Source organism: Trichocoleus sp. FACHB-90 (genome assembly GCF_014695505.1).
GTDB classification, from domain to species: Bacteria; Cyanobacteriota; Cyanobacteriia; order Cyanobacteriales; family FACHB-T130; genus Funiculus; species Funiculus sociatus.
In genome coordinates this window covers 1-15,324 of record NZ_JACJOK010000044.1, presented here as the reverse complement: position 1 = coordinate 15,324, position 15,324 = coordinate 1, and the positions used below count along the sequence as shown (strand labels likewise).

The following is a 15,324-nucleotide window of genomic DNA, read 5'->3' as shown; positions in this document are numbered from 1 at the left end:
CTTGTTTGACAATTCTTTTAAAGAAGTTGGTCTAAGTTAGCTGTTGTATGGTTTCCCCAACGGAAGCCAAGCTGAAAAGCGATCGCTATCTCAAAACCCTCACTTCCAGCATAGCCATAGACAATAACCTATAACTAAAACTTATCGCGCTTTAGGGCTAGCCGGGTGATCGCGATCGCTGCTGGGTGCCAAAAGTGGTATTTCATGGTAATTTCAATCTCTAGATGGGGTTCAAGGCGATCGCTTCAATGCTTAGCTTTCACTTCGTCAAAGCTGGAAACTATATCATGCCAGACACCAAAATAGAGCGAAATGGTATAAATAACGATAAATAAGAAGTTTCTTTCAAGAGAACGCCTATATAAAGAAAAAAGAAAATTTGTGAAGTATTTTTTCCTTTCTGATGGATGGACTGTAGGTAGGGTGTGGGAGTTCGGCGGCTTGTGGAACGAAAATTCCTGGCGACGAAAACCCGAAATTCAGCAAACGAACCTTTGCATCTTTGAGCAAGGGGAAAAACTATGGCTGTACCGGGTGGAGGAAGCTGTTCTCATGGTCGAAGTCAGACCCCTAGATGATGCCTCGTCTGACTCAGCCACTAAGAATATTGGTCAAGTTGTGTTAAAACGCCTCATCAGCGCCGAGGATGCCATTGAGCGATTGAGTACAGCATTGACTCCGCAGTAATTTGGTTGAAAAGACCTTCACAGAGAAGCACTGCACCCGAAAAAGTACAATAAACAGCGAGATTCTAACTGCCAACCTGCTTGCATTGGATTCTAACAATAGTTACACTTCTTTAAATGGTAATTAACCTCGGTCTTCCGGGCTAGGGATGGCGTGAACCTGATGTGAGGATACAAACTGTTGAATCATATCTGCCGAGGTAAAACATAAATTACGCAAAACTCTCAGGTTCTTTTGGAAAGCGACATCGCTCTTCGAGAGCGCCAAGAGTAGCCCAGATAAACTTTCATTTTCAGCAAAAGCTGGCGCTGCCGCCTCAAAATCTTGCTCAAGAGTTTCTTTGCAAGGCTTGTGGCAAAAAAAGGCGAAATCCAGCACATTAAAAAAGAAGCGTCGTAGACACTTAATCTATCTGAGGAGGAGCGTAGTCAATGGGACTACCCTGGTACCGAGTACATACAGTTGTTCTGAATGATCCAGGACGATTGATTGCAGTACACCTAATGCACACTGCCCTCGTGGCAGGTTGGGCTGGTTCGATGGCTTTGTACGAACTAGCGATTTTTGACCCCAGCGACCCCATACTTAACCCCATGTGGCGGCAAGGTATGTTCGTGATGCCCTTCATGGCTCGCCTGGGTGTAACACAATCCTGGGGTGGTTGGAGCATCACTGGTGGCCCAGCAAACAACCCTGGTTTCTGGTCATTTGAAGGCGTTGCTGCCGCTCATATCGTTCTTTCCGGTCTGCTGTTCCTAGCTGCCTGCTGGCACTGGGTTTACTGGGATTTGGAACTCTTTAGAGATCCCCGCACTGGCGAACCAGCTCTCGACTTGCCAAAAATGTTTGGCATTCACCTGTTCTTGTCTGGTCTTCTCTGCTTTGGCTTCGGTGCATTCCACCTTTCGGGGCTATTTGGCCCTGGTATGTGGGTTTCTGACCCCTACGGTTTAACTGGCAGTGTCCAACCTGTGGCACCGGAATGGGGGCCTGCTGGGTTTAACCCGTTCAACGCTGGCGGTGTGGTCGCGCACCATATCGCGGCGGGTGTTGTTGGCATCATCGCTGGTTTGTTCCACCTAAGTGTTCGACCACCAGAGCGACTTTACAAAGCGCTGCGGATGGGGAACATTGAAACCGTACTTTCGAGCAGTATTGCCGCCGTATTTTTTGCCGCCTTCGTGGTGGCGGGTACGATGTGGTACGGCAGTGCCACTACTCCAATTGAACTATTTGGCCCCACCCGCTATCAGTGGGACAGCGGTTATTTCTACCAGGAAATTGACCGTCGGGTTCAAGAATCTGTGGCTGAAGGGAATAGTGCTACTCAAGCTTGGTCAGAAATTCCTGAGAAGCTGGCTTTCTACGACTATGTGGGTAACAGCCCCGCTAAGGGTGGCTTGTTCCGCACAGGTCAAATGAATAAGGGAGATGGCATCGCTCAAGCTTGGCTAGGTCATCCGCTATTCAAAGATTCAGAAGGTCGGGAATTGACAGTGCGTCGTTTGCCCAACTTCTTTGAAACATTCCCAGTGATTTTGACCGATAAAGACGGTGTGCTTCGCGCCGATATTCCGTTCCGTCGGGCAGAATCGAAAAATAGCTTTGAGCAAGTTGGTGTAACTGCTACCTTCTACGGTGGCGCTTTGGCAGGGAAAACTTTTGATGACCCAGCCAAAGTTAAGCAGTTTGCTCGGAAAGCTCAATTGGGTGAGCCGTTTGAATTTGACCGCGAAACCCTGAATTCTGACGGTGTGTTCCGCACCAGTCCTCGTGGCTGGTTCACCTTCGGACACGCTGTATTTGCTCTGTTGTTCTTCTTCGGTCACTTATGGCATGGTTCTCGGACTCTGTTCCGCGACGTGTTTGCCGGGGTCGAGGCAGATTTGGAAGAGCAGGTCGAGTGGGGTCTGTTCCAGAAACTGGGTGACAAGAGTACCCGTAAGAAGGAAGTAGTCTAATAAGGTAAAAGGAAAAAGGCAAAAATAAAGATTCTTTTTATTTTTGCCTTTTTCCTTTTTACTTTTGACTTAGTTGGTAGACTGGTAGTAAAGCTGATAATCAGGAAATTGTGACATGGAAGCTGCTGCTTATATCTTGGTGTTAGCCCTGGCATTGGGTACGCTATTCTTTGCGATCGCATTTCGCGAACCGCCTCGGATTCAAAAGTAAGCGATCGCGTTTGATGAGTGCGATCGTCACAACTTAATATAATTTGGGAGATCCACTGAGCCGCAATTGTTCCAACCGTCGTATTTCACGACAGTTGAAGACAAACAACGGCTCGGTTTCTCCCATTTTAGGTATTTGAACTCTTTCAAATCCAAGTTTATTGCTTCCTCACGCTCATCTACCCAGCAAGCGAGGACTCCTAAAAATGCAATGTCCTTTATGTCAGCACACCGATAGCCGCGTCCTTGAGTCCCGTTCCACAGAAGCCGGACAAAGTATCAGGCGACGGCGCGAGTGTTTGAAGTGCAATCATCGTTTCACCACTTACGAACGCATTGAATTTGTTCCGATTACCGTCATTAAGCGGGGAGGTCAACGGGACTCTTTTGACCGTTCCAAGTTAGTGCGGGGAATTGTTCGCGCTTGCGAAAAAACAGGTATTCCTCAAGGACAGCTAGAAGTTTTAGTCGATGAGATTGAAGCTGAATTACAACAGCGCATCATCAGAGAAGTCACCAGTCAAGAAATTGGTGAATTGGTTCTCCAGCGTCTGCAAACTCTCAGCGAAGTCGCCTATGTCCGCTTTGCATCTGTCTATCGGAAATTTCAAGGTATCCGCGATTTTGTAGATACTTTGAATCATCTCGAAAGTTACAGCAGTCGCCAGTCAGAAGCCGCCGAAGTCGCAAATACTGCCGAAAATAATCAACTTTCCTTACTTGAGTTTGATGAAACCGAAAACCAAGCTTCTTTGGTGATTGGTCATTAGTAATTGCCTAATAGCTTTTGAATACTTCGTGACTGACCATTGACAAAAGTGCTATGGTATGAATTTAATATCCGGTAGTTACAGCCAAACATTTTTGAACTCAAATTTATCTAGCTTGAGTCCGGGCGACATTGTAATTGGTAAAGTCATCAGTTTGGAGCCGGGAGGCGCTTTAATTGACATTGGCACTCCAACAGCTATTTTTCTCCCAATTCGGGAGATGTCAATCAATGAGATTGATTCTCCCGAAGAAGTCTTGCAGCTAAATGAAAGCCGCGAATTCTTGATTATAAATGACTACGATATAGAGGGGAATTTGATGCTTTCCCTCTCCCTTCGACAGCTAGAGAAAAAGCTGGCTTGGGAATGAGTGCGTCAAATGCAAGCCGAAAACGTCACGGTGTACGCGAGAGTTTTTGACACTAGGCTGGCTAGCGTATTAGTTAGGATTGAGGGGTTGCGCGGCTCGATTTTATATTCCCAGCTCGATACCTGTAAACCAAAAGAAGAGTTAGTGGGAGAACAACTACACTTGAAGATCGTTGAGGTAGATGAATACCGTGATCGCTTGTTTCTCTCCCACCGATTAGCACTGTACCCAGACGGGATAAAGCATTTGGAAGTTGGTCAAGTTGTCGTTGGTAGGGTATGTGGAGTTAAGCCTTATGGTGCATTTATCAATATCGGAGTAGTTAATGCCCTGCTGCACATTTCCGAAATTTCCCACGCTGACTTTGACAAACCTGAAAGTATTTTTAAGGTCGATGATGAAATAAAAGCAATGATAATTTCGATGGATGCTGAGAAAGATCGCGTCTCACTTTCAACTAAAGCACTAGAACCCGAACCAGGTGATATGCTGAAAAATCCTCAAAAAGTCTATGAACAAGCTGAGGAAATGGCGGCAAAGTACCAAATTAGTCATTAATTATTAAACTTCTTGCAAAAGCCCCGAACTAAAGTTCAGGAATTCGTAGCTAAAGTCATCGTCACGATTTCTGGCTAAATGTTTCAACTTGTTTTAACAGGTTTAAGCTTTAACCCTAAAATTTATTTCAAGAGCCATAAATCCAAGAAGTCTATTAGTCATGTGTGTTGGGTTTCCTGTCTCAACCCAACGGGAGCAGATTCAAGGTTATTAGTCATTCGGCTGATAACTAATCAATAATAACGTTAGAGGGAGTCCATTTTGGGTTATAATGGTCTGTCTGGACACTCACTCGTATCTAAAAATCTCATACAATAAGGTTGGCGAGAGAGCAATGTAGGTGTAAACAGCACGAAGCTTTCCGTGCGCGTACATCCGCAGGAGGCACAGTTAATACGGAGATAACCCCAGGAAACATTCGCATGGTCAATCAGAAAACAACCGCTACAGCAGATATTGGCTTTTCTCACGAAGATTTTGCGGCCCTACTCGATAAATATGACTATCACTTTAATCCCGGTGATATAGTCGCCGGAACCGTGTTCAGTTTGGAGCCAAGGGGCGCTCTGATTGACATTGGCGCTAAAACAGCTGCTTATATTCCGATTCAGGAAATGTCAATCAACCGTGTTGACGCTCCCGAAGAGGTGTTGCAGTCGAACGAGACGCGGGAATTCTTTATTCTGACTGACGAGAATGAAGATGGACAGCTAACTCTTTCCATCCGACGCATTGAGTATATGCGTGCATGGGAGCGGGTAAGGCAGTTGCAGACAGAAGATGCTACAGTGCGATCGCTTGTCTTTGCGACAAATAGAGGTGGCGCGCTGGTGCGGATTGAAGGCTTGCGCGGTTTTATCCCTGGTTCTCACATCAGCACTCGCAAACCTAAAGAAGATTTGGTAGGAGAAGAACTACCACTAAAATTTTTAGAGGTAGACGAAGACCGCAACCGTCTGGTGTTATCGCATCGACGGGCGCTGGTTGAGCGTAAGATGAACCGCTTGGAAGTTGGCGAAGTCGTTATCGGTGCAGTCCGAGGCATCAAGCCTTACGGTGCATTCATCGATATTGGCGGTGTCAGTGGTCTATTGCACATTTCGGAGATTTCCCACGACCACATCGACACTCCACACAGTGTCTTCAATGTCAATGATGAAGTGAAAGTGATGATCATTGACTTGGATGCTGAACGAGGACGCATTTCGCTGTCCACCAAGCAGCTAGAGCCAGAGCCTGGGGACATGATCAAGAACCGCGATCGCGTCTATGATATGGCTGAAGAAATGGCAGCTAAGTATCGAGAGCAGATGCGAGCTAAGCAACAAGGTGCAACTGCCGTGGCTGGTCCTGCGGAGGATGACGTTCCTGCTGCTATCGACGACGACGACGTTCCTTCTGCTATGGAGGACGCCGAAGTTCCTCCTGCTATTGAAGACGACGCTCCTGTTGCTACCGACGACGACGTTCCTGCTGCAATTGACGACGACGTTCCTGCTGCTATTGAGGACGCTCCTGCTGCAATTGACGACGACGTTCCTGCTGCTATTGAGGACGCCGTTCCTGAAGATGAGCTGCAACCAGCTACACAAGAAGATTAATTTTGTTAGTAGTCAACAGTTTGTTGCTTGTTACAACTGACTAATGACGCCTGACTAATGACCAATTACCAAAGAGGGAAATTCCCTCTTTTTTTATGGGAGTTTTTTGTGAATTTGGAGGGGCAAATGGTAACAATTCGCTGTAAGGATGTCACATTTGAGAATATCCAGGCTGTGATTTTTGACAAAGACGGCACCCTGGAAGATTCCGAGTCATTTTTGAGAAATCTCGGACAAAAGCGATCGCGTATCATTGATGCCCAAATTCCCGGTATTGGAGATCCCTTGTTAATGGCATTTGGTATCAATGGGGATAAACTCGATCCTACCGGGTTAATGGCTGTTGGCAGTTCCCTGGAAAATGAAATAGCCGCCGCCGCGTATATTGCTGAAACTGGACGGGGGTGGTTGGAGTCAAGAGCGATCGCTCGTCGCGCCTTTGAAGAATCCGACCAATTTCTTAAAGATGCTGCGCCTTCCCCTCTATTTGTCGGTTCTCTCGAAGTGTTGCAATTTCTCTTCTTAGCTGGCTTAAAATTAGGCATTCTCTCAGCTGCCACCACTTCACGAGTTAAAGCATTTGTCAAGCGACATCAGCTGAGCGATTACATCCAGCTAGAGATGGGAGGCGATGAAGATTACAGTAAACCAGATCCAGCATTATTTTTGCAAGCTTGCCAGAGACTGGGAGTAGAACCGGGTGCGACTTTGATGGTGGGAGATTCTGCGGGTGATATCCAGATGGCGCGAGAAGCGGGTGCTGCGGGTTGTATTGGTATTTGTTGGGGAAAACCAGAGGCGGCGCATCTAGAAACAGCAGATGTAGCAATTTCGCAACTTGATGAAATTCAAATTTTAGCTAATAGCTAATCCAATCATGGCTAATTTGGAAGAACTGCTGTGAGCAATTAGCCATGATTTGATTAGTTATCAGACAATTCCCCAAAGCGATCGCGATAACGAGCAAGTAGGTTTTCCATCTCAGCAAGCTGTTGTTGCGCTTGTTCAGCGCGTTCCTCCGCCTCTTGTCGTCTTTGAGTTTCCTGCTGTAACGCCTGCGCTAGCTCATCGGGAATCAACAACTTTTCCCCAGTATCTTCTCGATAAAAACCGATAATTTTACCTTCTACTGCTAAACGCAATTGTAAGGGTTCGCTGCGATTATCTGTAATTGGCTCATAAATTTCGCCTCGCAAACGATAGCCGCGCAACTTTTCTTCTATCCATTCGCCTCTGGGGTCAAATTGCCAGTATTCTTTGACTTCCAACTGCTCGTATAAAGTTTTTTTCAAACTTTCATCTTGTTGTCTTGTTCCGGGGGAAGTCATCTCGAAAATAACAACTGGAACTTGACCTTCTTCCCATATTTTATAGTTATCTCGTCCTCCTGGTGCCACATCGAAAATCACCATCACATCAGGAGCTACTCGTAGTTTAGGAAAGCCTTGCGAATAGTAAAGAAACTGGTCTGCTAGCACAGTCGCTTGACGAAGAGCTAGATATTGTTTCAAAACTTCCAACGTTGTCAAAATTGCGTATAGATGATCGTAGGTTTCTGCCAATGGTTCACCGTCTGAACTAGGGTAGAATATTTCTGCCGATTGGGTTTTGGGTAAGATAGCTGTCATGGTCGCACCGTGAGGCATGATTTATTTATTTTAATTTACCAAAGCGTAAACGATTACCGTAATACTATAATTTTTTCTAGAAGCCCCAGAAAAAATTACGCGATCGCGTTCGCCAAAGCCAAACAAAAATACCAAATATTTACCAAAGTAATAATTTTCCATGTTGTGCTAAAAACGTGGAACAATTGCAATATAGTGCAGCTACATGAAATTAGGTGAGATAATTATCTTGTTACTAACAGTTTTTTTCTTAGTAGCAATATTTAATACATTACAAGCTCAATCTATAATCTCAGCCTCAGATGGCACTGGGATAATTGTCGCTCCAAATGGAAACAGTCTTGATATCACTGGGGGCAAATTTTCAAAAGATGGAGCGAATTTATTTCCCAGCTTTCAGCCATTTGGACTATCACCAAATCAGATAGCCAACCTACGACGGCACAACTTAATTTACTGTAGGAGATATAGCGTTTCTCAGTTGGGTGGAATAAATCGCGGTTCTAACGTTCAGCCCACGTTGGTAAGGACATGGCATTGCCATGTCCCTACAGATGTATCTTGTAATCTGTGTAAGCCTTGCAGTGCCAACAGTTTTAATTCAGATGGGCGATATTGCGATCGCTGCTTTAATTAATTCTAGTGATTACAGTCTGAAAATCCCTGTGTCAGACAACGCTGCGACTAATGACCGACAAATCAATTACAGCCCACAGTTGTTTGATAAAGATGACTTCCAGCAACAGCTAACTACCTTGGTTCGCTTTTGGATTGGCGACGAATATCTCCCGCTGCTGAAATTGAGCGTGACAACCGTTGACGGGAAAACTTTAGGCATTGTTGAGGTAAAAAAATCTCCTACTCCAGTCTTCATCAAAAATTCACAAAGCTAAGATTTTTTTTATATTTGGGAGAGAGAAAGCACTCGCGCCCTTAGCCCATCTGAAGCTGAGCCTTACATCCAGCTAAATTGGCAATTGTGAAAAAATCATAATTGAGGCAAATCTTCAAACAGTAATAGTCACCCTTAGAGCGATCGCATCTAAATCAGGTTATGATCGCAGGTTAAAATAGCTGAACTTATCTCGCCAACTCCGTCAGCAACAGCCACTATCCCAGGGAGGAATTGCCGTTGTCTCGTCGCTACCTGTTTACCTCTGAATCTGTTACCGAAGGCCATCCTGATAAAATCTGCGATCAGATTTCCGACACCATTTTAGATGCGCTACTCGCCCAAGACCCCAAGAGTCGCGTCGCCGCTGAAGTCGTCGTTAACACTGGCTTAGTGCTAATCACTGGTGAAATCACCACCAAAGCGCAAGTCAATTACGTTGATATTGCCCGGAAAAAAATTGCCGACATTGGCTACACCGATGCCGATAACGGCTTCTCTGCCAACAGTTGTGCAGTTTTAGTGGCTCTGGATGAACAATCTCCAGACATTGCCCAAGGCGTTACTACCGCCCAAGAAACCCGCGAAGAAGCAAGTGATGACGAATTAGATGCCATTGGTGCTGGTGACCAAGGCTTAATGTTTGGCTTCGCCTGCAACGAAACACCAGAACTGATGCCATTGCCCATCAGTCTCTCTCACCGTATTTCTCGCCGCCTTGCTGCGGTGCGAAAAACCGGACAGTTGCCTTACCTGCGTCCCGATGGCAAAACTCAAGTCACTGTCACCTACGAAGATGGCAAACCTGTAGGCATTGATACTATCCTGGTTTCCACCCAGCACACTGCCACCATTGGCGACATCACAGAACAAGATGCCGTCCAAGCCAAAATCAAAGAAGACCTTTGGAGTACGGTGGTGCTACCCGTTTTTGCCGATATGGAAATCCAGCCAGACGAGGAAACTCGCTTTTTGGTCAATCCTACTGGCAAATTCGTCATCGGTGGCCCTCAGGGAGACTCTGGTCTGACTGGTCGTAAAATCATTGTTGACACCTACGGTGGGTACTCCCGTCACGGCGGCGGTGCTTTCTCCGGCAAAGATCCCACAAAAGTAGACCGTAGTGCAGCTTATGCTTGTCGCTATGCAGCTAAAAATATTGTGGCGGCGGGGTTAGCTGAAAAATGTGAAGTCCAGCTGAGTTATGCTATCGGGGTCGCTCGGCCCGTGAGCATTCTGGTGGAAACCTTCGGCACTGGGAAGGTGGACGATGAGGTGTTGCTGGAATTGGTGAAACAGCATTTTGAACTGCGTCCGGCGGGAATTATCCAAAAATTCAGTTTGTGTCACCTTCCTGGTGAACGCGGCGGTCGCTTCTTCCAAGATGTCGCTGCTTACGGTCACTTTGGACGCAGTGATTTAGACTTGCCTTGGGAGCGCACCGATAAGGCTGCACTGCTGAAGGAAGCAATCAGTCAGCCGCTTTCGGCTTCTGTATAGTTGGAAATTTGGGATTTTAGATTTTGAAGGGTTCCTCAAAATCTAAAATCTATCAAGTTGAGAAAAGGTAAAAGGTAGATTTTTTATTCAAATTTACCTTTTACCTTATTACTATTTAATTCCTCTATTTATAGTTACTCAAATGCAGGGATGGCAGCAACAGCTAAAGAAACTAAAAAAAGAAACCTACGCTATCTATTTAGCTTGTAAAGACACAAGAGTGCCTTGGTATGCGAGGTTGTTGGCTGGTTTTGTTGTTGCTTATGCCTTTAGCCCGATAGATTTGATTCCCGATTTTATCCCAATTATCGGCTATCTTGACGATATTATTATCGTGCCAGTGGGAATTTGGCTGGTACTGAAAATGATTCCGCCGACGGTGATGGCTGAGTGTCGGGAAAAAGCAGCAGCTGCGATCGCATCCGATAAACCCACAAATTGGAGCGTTGCTGTTATTATTGTGGCAATCTGGTTTTTGCTGGGGATTGCGATCGCGCTTTGGGTAGCACGCACCCTGAAAAGGTAAGAAGAATCCCACCCTCAACCCCCGACTGGTCAACGCGGAGGGGCTAAGATGTTTTTTTTAGCTGAAGCTTAGTAGCGAATTTGCAGAGTGACGGCTGCTTGTACTTCCTGTTCGCCACCTACAATTGGGGTATCTGCTAGTTTACCAGCACTTGCTTGTGCATTCTCAGTTGCGATCGCTCGTTGCAATGGCAGAGGCGGATTGGCATCATTAATTTGAATGCTCACAATTTCCCGCTGGTTGAGATTTAAGGCAGCGAGAAGGGCATCAGCTTGCTTTCTGGCATCTTCAGCAGCTTCCTTGATGGCTTCTTTTTGTGCTTGAGCGATCGCGCTTTCTGAAGCTACTAAACTTATACCATTAATTTGGGTTGCACCCACTTTAACAGCGTCATCTAACAGCGTCCCAGCTTTCTGAGTTTCAATCCGAAAGCTAACGTTATTAGTTCCAGAATATCCCTCTATCTTCTGCTGACCATCTTTATAACTATAAACTGGGTTGAGGCTGATACCAGTCGTTTCCAGCTTTTCCACTTCTTTGCGCGACTTCAGCAACGCCACCACCGCAGATGATTTTTCAGCTACCTGCTGTTGCACCTCCTGGGTAGTTTTACCTTGAACCTGAACTCCAAGATTTACTTTCGTCATGGTTGCGGGGATGTTAACATCTCCTTTTCCAGAGACGGTGAGGGTTCTCGGTAATTTATCCGCAGTCGGAACAGCTTGACACGCGCTTAGACTAAGCACACCCAAAGTTAAAAAGACAATTTTTAACCGATTCCAGGCACTAGAGGAGAGAGAAAGTTTCATAATTAAGAACACAATTGATAGCGTGTTCCTAATCTGGCATTGAATCGGAGAGCAGTAGTTTAGGTTACATTTTTGGAAACTCAATAGTGCTGGGGTTGAAAGCTTCAGTTCATCCCCTTCTAGCGGTTACGATATCAGTAACAGTAGCCATACTATGTCGGAACGAGAGTATGCCGTCAAGTGCATATATAAGCCTAGAGGCTAGAAGAACGAAGCCTGCCAACGCAGCGGCTAATATAAAGCTGTTGCGTTGGCAGGCTTTGTTTGTTTAGCCCTGACTTTAGTCGTCGGACATTTTTACTAGAATTGGATGTTTGTCATTGGTATGCCGAACATCTCCTCTAAAATTTTTTCTTGGATGCTTTGACTCATACTAACAAAACAAGCTGGCCCCCGCAGAAAGTCTTTAATGGTAATTTTTTTATCCCGAAAGTTTTTGACAAAATCTCGAATTTCTTCGATAATTTGCATTTCTTGCTCCACCTGCGCCAACATTTGTGCTAAGGGGTCAATTCCTGCCCGTGTCGCTTGCCGATATTCAGAAACAAGCGCTCCTTCTGGGGTAGTTTTCACTAATCTCAATTCCATTTTGAGGTTTTCATATTGATTTTTTAAAATTAAGTTATGTTGTTCCAGACTTTGGCATTTTCGGCTCAAATCATCTTCACTTAAATTATCAAGACTCTCTCCCGCTTTATATTGCTGCTCAATCTCTAGCAATCTCGCCAAATCCCCATCTTGATAGGCTCTGTTAACTTCTTTCATAATTTCCGTGTGGCGCATCTGAGTTTCACTGTCAGCGACCTTATCGGGGTGAAAGATTTCTGCTAATTTCAAAAAGGTTTGCCGAATTTTTCTAGAATCCTCACTTCTAGTGGGTTCCTGTTGAACAGAGGTCTGATGTTGGTGGTGGCTATCTGTATCGTCGCGGGAGTTATCTTCGGAATCGTCGGGTTCAAATAGTTCGTCTAATTCAGGGTCATCTTCAGATTCGAGAGATTTTGGGCTAATTATGCCCGCCATCTGGAGATTGAGATAAACTTTCAGGATATCTTGCCGAGTTTGCACCCCAAACTTCCTGGTGCTGAGGATTTCATCGAACAGGGCGTGAATTTCTTGCTCAATAGAGGTTAGCTTCTTGAACGCAGGAGTACCGCGATGAAAAATCTCAGTAGCCACTGAGCGCATCTGTTCGACAAAGTTGTTCAGTTCGGTTCGTTTTCGCTTAATTTGCTTCAAAAGCCATTGATGCTCTTTCTCCAAAGCCTCAGTGCGAAAGTGGAGTTCCGAGAGCGCCAATATAGCGGTTGATGAGGGGTTGGGGGTTTGCGGTGCTTGTTTCTTCCGTGGCATTAGACTCTAGGGAGTAGTCACAACTTTGTAGATTTTAACTGCCTACGCCTGTCGGAAAGGGTGACAGAGAAATTTTTAAGCTAAGAAAAGCTGACAAAATCGATGGTTGTGATTCTTGGCTGACAGCAGATTCAGGTTGATTGGCTAATGCTTCCGGAATGGGTTCGTAGCGAGCTTGTACGCTTGCCAATTTCAATCAGCGTCAGCAGCTTGTGACAGGCACTTATCCATCGGGAAACCTCTACCTATAATGGCGTGGAATCCGCTGTGTGTATGATTGTTGGTTCCGTTTGTACTGAGCGACAATAAGGATAGATTGAATGTGGAGAATCGATTTTGTCCTTACCAACTGCGATCGCTAATTCCACGATTTCCAATGACGTTATTTTATCCGAGCCAAGCACCCACAAGGCGCGTTTGTGGATGCCAGAGCGAGTTATATTCACCCCGACTGCTCTAGATGAACCTTGGGGACAGCAAATTTTATCACGAGTGCGATCGCTCAATCTACCTGTAGAAGAACTTCCTCGCAACCGCCTCACCGGACTGCGGGGGGAAAATGAGCGCGAAACTTACGACATTTCTAAGCGCACCCTTGCAGTTGTAACTGCACCCCCAAGCAGCTTCAAACTCAGCCCCATTCCACCTTCTGCCGATTGGCAGTTCCACATTGCTGAGGGTTGTCCTGCCCATTGCCAATATTGTTATCTAGCAGGTAGCCTTAGCGGGCCACCCGTAATTCGAGTATTTGCCAACCTGCCGCAGATTTTAGATAACTTAGTTAGTTACGAACGTCCTTCTGAGGTGACAACGTTTGAGGTAAGTTGCTACACCGACCCGCTTGGCATTGAACATCTTACAGGTAGTTTAGCTGAGTGCATTCGCTACTTCGGTACTCGCCAAAATGCTCAGTTACGTTGGGTATCCAAGTTTGACGGTGTTTCCGAGTTACTTTCTTTGCCTCATAACGGCCGCACTCGTTGTCGAATCAGCGTGAATGCAGCTTTGATTTCCGGTAAATTTGAGGGCGGTACCGCATCTGTTACTTCCCGGTTGCAAGCATTGCGACGATTAGCTTTGCCTCACTCTCAAGGAGGTGGAGGTTATCCGGTTGGTTTGGTGATTGCACCAATTATGCCAATTGAAGATTGGGAGTTACATTACACTCGCTTGTTTGATGATATCAGCGCTGCTTTAGATTTCGACTGCGACTTGACGTTTGAGCTAATTTCTCACCGATTCACTCCCGGCTCGAAGGAGGTGCTGATGCAGTGGTATCCTCATAACAAGCTGGATATGGATGAAGAAAACCGCAGTGTTAAGCGTAATAAATTTGGTGGGATTAAGTACGTTTATGACGCTGACACGATGAAGAAACTCCGCCGCTTTTTTGAGAGCCAGATTGCTGAGCGTTTTCCTGTTGCCAAGATTCTCTACTGGACATAAGCGGCTAAGGTATAGCAATCCTCTTTGATTTGTGAAAGCTACTTTTTTCAACGAACCGCTGAGGTAAAAGAGGACTCAGCGTAAGAGAAAAAAGAGAGTTCATAAATGAATTAGGATTGCAATAGAGGCTTCACTTCTATTGAGGATAGCTAGGAAGCGAAAAGGATCGCTATTTACTACATAGTTGGTCAAAAAAGGGATTAACTATTCTAATTTCCCAGCTAAAAGGCTTCTGAAACTTTCAAATTTTGCCGTTTTTTCAACAAATATTGCTGATGATATTCCTCTGCTAGGTAGAACTCGTTAGCTGGTTGAATAAACGTCACAATCTGCTTGCCATAGCTGCCCGATTGTTGTAACTTTTCCTTAGAAGCTGTGGCAGCTTTCTCTTGCTCTGGCGTATGGAAGAAAATCACAGATCGGTACTGTTCACCTCGGTCTGGCCCTTGTCGGTTGAACTGAGTGGGATCATGACAATTCCAGAATACCTCCAACAGTTCTTCATAACTTACTTGCATTGGGTTATATTCAATCTGCACAGCTTCAGCATGACCCGTAACCCTGGCACACACGTCTAAATAGCAAGGGTTAGCCCAATGTCCCCCTGTATATCCCACAGATGTAGAGGAAACACCTTTAACGGCGCGAAAAGCGTCTTCTATTTTCCAAAAACAACCTGCTGCAAACGTGGCTTTTTCCATACTGCTTTTTTCTCTAGTTCAAAATAGTTGTAGCCTGATTCACTTTACCGCAGGCATGGAAATATTAATCAGGCAGAAATAATTAAACTAAATATCTAATGTTGGTTGAGTCTTTGTATCGAGATTCAACATTGCTGCCTACAAATAACTAGAACCATCTAGTTATCAATAAATTTTCTATCAATTTTGTTTGATAAAACCCACATTCCGCACCCGCAACTGGCACATAGACAGCGGCTCCAAGCGTAGAAGAGAATCCCCAACTAAACTATTGAGTATTTATACTTAATAGTTATCCGGAAAATCAGAGCG

16 protein-coding genes and 1 pseudogene are annotated in these 15,324 nt (G+C 45.3%); 11 read left to right on the top strand and 6 right to left on the bottom strand.

The window, feature by feature from the left end:
* Window positions 1-381: 381 nt before the first annotated feature.
* Window positions 382-687, top strand: coding sequence for a hypothetical protein (locus tag H6F74_RS12655; protein WP_190441469.1), 306 nt, complete (start codon window positions 382-384; stop codon window positions 685-687).
* Between the two features lie 123 nt (window positions 688-810).
* Here the strand turns inward: H6F74_RS12655 and H6F74_RS12650 are convergent, their stop codons facing one another.
* Window positions 811-1,065, bottom strand: coding sequence for a hypothetical protein (locus tag H6F74_RS12650; protein ID WP_190441467.1), 255 nt, complete (start codon window positions 1,063-1,065; stop codon window positions 811-813).
* Window positions 1,066-1,118: 53 nt separating this feature from the next.
* Between H6F74_RS12650 and psbB the strand changes: the two genes are divergently transcribed.
* From psbB to H6F74_RS12620, 6 genes and pseudogenes are all read left to right on the top strand, one after another.
* Window positions 1,119-2,648, top strand: coding sequence for a photosystem II chlorophyll-binding protein CP47 (psbB, locus tag H6F74_RS12645; protein WP_190441466.1), 1,530 nt, complete (start codon window positions 1,119-1,121; stop codon window positions 2,646-2,648).
* A 115-nt stretch (window positions 2,649-2,763) separates the two neighbouring features.
* Window positions 2,764-2,859, top strand: a complete 96-nt coding sequence (locus H6F74_RS12640; RefSeq protein ID WP_190420256.1) for a photosystem II reaction center protein T — start codon at window positions 2,764-2,766, stop codon at window positions 2,857-2,859.
* 205 nt (window positions 2,860-3,064) lie between these two features.
* Window positions 3,065-3,628, top strand: coding sequence for a transcriptional regulator NrdR (gene nrdR / locus H6F74_RS12635; RefSeq protein WP_190441464.1), 564 nt, complete (start codon window positions 3,065-3,067; stop codon window positions 3,626-3,628).
* 118 nt (window positions 3,629-3,746) lie between these two features.
* Window positions 3,747-4,544, top strand: a pseudogene (locus H6F74_RS12630) (S1 RNA-binding domain-containing protein); the annotation flags it as partial.
* A 434-nt stretch (window positions 4,545-4,978) separates the two neighbouring features.
* Entirely contained in the window at window positions 4,979-6,157 is a 1,179-nt protein-coding gene (locus tag H6F74_RS12625) for a 30S ribosomal protein S1 (protein WP_190441454.1), read from the top strand.
* A gap of 126 nt (window positions 6,158-6,283) precedes the next feature.
* Window positions 6,284-7,027: an HAD family hydrolase gene (locus H6F74_RS12620; protein WP_190441451.1), complete on the top strand. Its 744-nt coding sequence runs from the start codon at window positions 6,284-6,286 to the stop codon at window positions 7,025-7,027.
* A 53-nt stretch (window positions 7,028-7,080) separates the two neighbouring features.
* Here H6F74_RS12620 and H6F74_RS12615 read toward each other — a convergent pair whose 3' ends face one another.
* Window positions 7,081-7,785, bottom strand: coding sequence for a Uma2 family endonuclease (locus H6F74_RS12615; RefSeq protein ID WP_190441613.1), 705 nt, complete (start codon window positions 7,783-7,785; stop codon window positions 7,081-7,083).
* Window positions 7,786-8,327: 542 nt separating this feature from the next.
* Between H6F74_RS12615 and H6F74_RS12610 the strand changes: the two genes are divergently transcribed.
* From H6F74_RS12610 to H6F74_RS12600, 3 genes are all read left to right on the top strand, one after another.
* Window positions 8,328-8,678: a hypothetical protein gene (locus H6F74_RS12610; RefSeq protein WP_190441449.1), complete on the top strand. Its 351-nt coding sequence runs from the start codon at window positions 8,328-8,330 to the stop codon at window positions 8,676-8,678.
* A 239-nt stretch (window positions 8,679-8,917) separates the two neighbouring features.
* Window positions 8,918-10,177, top strand: coding sequence for a methionine adenosyltransferase (gene metK / locus H6F74_RS12605; RefSeq protein WP_190441444.1), 1,260 nt, complete (start codon window positions 8,918-8,920; stop codon window positions 10,175-10,177).
* Between the two features lie 142 nt (window positions 10,178-10,319).
* Window positions 10,320-10,703 carry a YkvA family protein gene (locus H6F74_RS12600; protein ID WP_190441442.1) on the top strand — a complete coding sequence of 128 codons (384 nt, stop codon included), beginning with the start codon at window positions 10,320-10,322 and terminating at the stop codon, window positions 10,701-10,703.
* A gap of 68 nt (window positions 10,704-10,771) precedes the next feature.
* Here the strand turns inward: H6F74_RS12600 and H6F74_RS12595 are convergent, their stop codons facing one another.
* From H6F74_RS12595 to H6F74_RS12585, 3 genes are all read right to left on the bottom strand, one after another.
* Window positions 10,772-11,512: an SIMPL domain-containing protein gene (locus H6F74_RS12595; RefSeq protein ID WP_190441439.1), complete on the bottom strand. Its 741-nt coding sequence runs from the start codon at window positions 11,510-11,512 to the stop codon at window positions 10,772-10,774.
* 300 nt (window positions 11,513-11,812) lie between these two features.
* The gene (locus H6F74_RS12590; RefSeq protein ID WP_190441437.1) at window positions 11,813-12,865 is read right to left on the bottom strand and encodes a J domain-containing protein; all 1,053 of its coding nucleotides are present in this window, start codon (window positions 12,863-12,865) and stop codon (window positions 11,813-11,815) included.
* A 34-nt stretch (window positions 12,866-12,899) separates the two neighbouring features.
* Complete coding sequence (locus H6F74_RS12585) at window positions 12,900-13,055, bottom strand: hypothetical protein (RefSeq protein WP_190441434.1); 156 nt, start codon at window positions 13,053-13,055, stop codon at window positions 12,900-12,902.
* A gap of 233 nt (window positions 13,056-13,288) precedes the next feature.
* On the opposite strand from H6F74_RS12585, the gene H6F74_RS12580 reads away from it, so the two are divergent.
* Window positions 13,289-14,311, top strand: a complete 1,023-nt coding sequence (locus H6F74_RS12580; RefSeq protein ID WP_190441611.1) for a spore photoproduct lyase family protein — start codon at window positions 13,289-13,291, stop codon at window positions 14,309-14,311.
* Between the two features lie 221 nt (window positions 14,312-14,532).
* Here the strand turns inward: H6F74_RS12580 and msrA are convergent, their stop codons facing one another.
* Window positions 14,533-15,012 (bottom strand): peptide-methionine (S)-S-oxide reductase MsrA, encoded by a 480-nt coding sequence (gene msrA / locus H6F74_RS12575; RefSeq protein ID WP_190441430.1) that lies wholly within the window; start codon window positions 15,010-15,012, stop codon window positions 14,533-14,535.
* Window positions 15,013-15,324: the final 312 nt, after the last annotated feature.

Bases quoted from the DNA above. Each gene is read 5' to 3' on its own strand.
- H6F74_RS12610 (WP_190441449.1), top strand. From the start codon at position 8,328: ATGTCCCTACAGATGTATCTTGTAATCTGTGTAAGCCTTGCAGTGCCA.
- H6F74_RS12580 (WP_190441611.1), top strand. From the start codon at position 13,289: ATGCCAGAGCGAGTTATATTCACCCCGACTGCTCTAGATGAACCTTGG.
- nrdR (WP_190441464.1), top strand. From the start codon at position 3,065: ATGCAATGTCCTTTATGTCAGCACACCGATAGCCGCGTCCTTGAGTCC.
- H6F74_RS12600 (WP_190441442.1), top strand. From the start codon at position 10,320: ATGCAGGGATGGCAGCAACAGCTAAAGAAACTAAAAAAAGAAACCTAC.
- H6F74_RS12595 (WP_190441439.1), bottom strand. From the start codon at position 11,512: ATGAAACTTTCTCTCTCCTCTAGTGCCTGGAATCGGTTAAAAATTGTC.
- msrA (WP_190441430.1), bottom strand. From the start codon at position 15,012: ATGGAAAAAGCCACGTTTGCAGCAGGTTGTTTTTGGAAAATAGAAGAC.
- H6F74_RS12625 (WP_190441454.1), top strand. From the start codon at position 4,979: ATGGTCAATCAGAAAACAACCGCTACAGCAGATATTGGCTTTTCTCAC.
- H6F74_RS12640 (WP_190420256.1), top strand. From the start codon at position 2,764: ATGGAAGCTGCTGCTTATATCTTGGTGTTAGCCCTGGCATTGGGTACG.
- H6F74_RS12590 (WP_190441437.1), bottom strand. From the start codon at position 12,865: ATGCCACGGAAGAAACAAGCACCGCAAACCCCCAACCCCTCATCAACC.
- H6F74_RS12620 (WP_190441451.1), top strand. From the start codon at position 6,284: ATGGTAACAATTCGCTGTAAGGATGTCACATTTGAGAATATCCAGGCT.
- H6F74_RS12615 (WP_190441613.1), bottom strand. From the start codon at position 7,785: ATGACAGCTATCTTACCCAAAACCCAATCGGCAGAAATATTCTACCCT.
- psbB (WP_190441466.1), top strand. From the start codon at position 1,119: ATGGGACTACCCTGGTACCGAGTACATACAGTTGTTCTGAATGATCCA.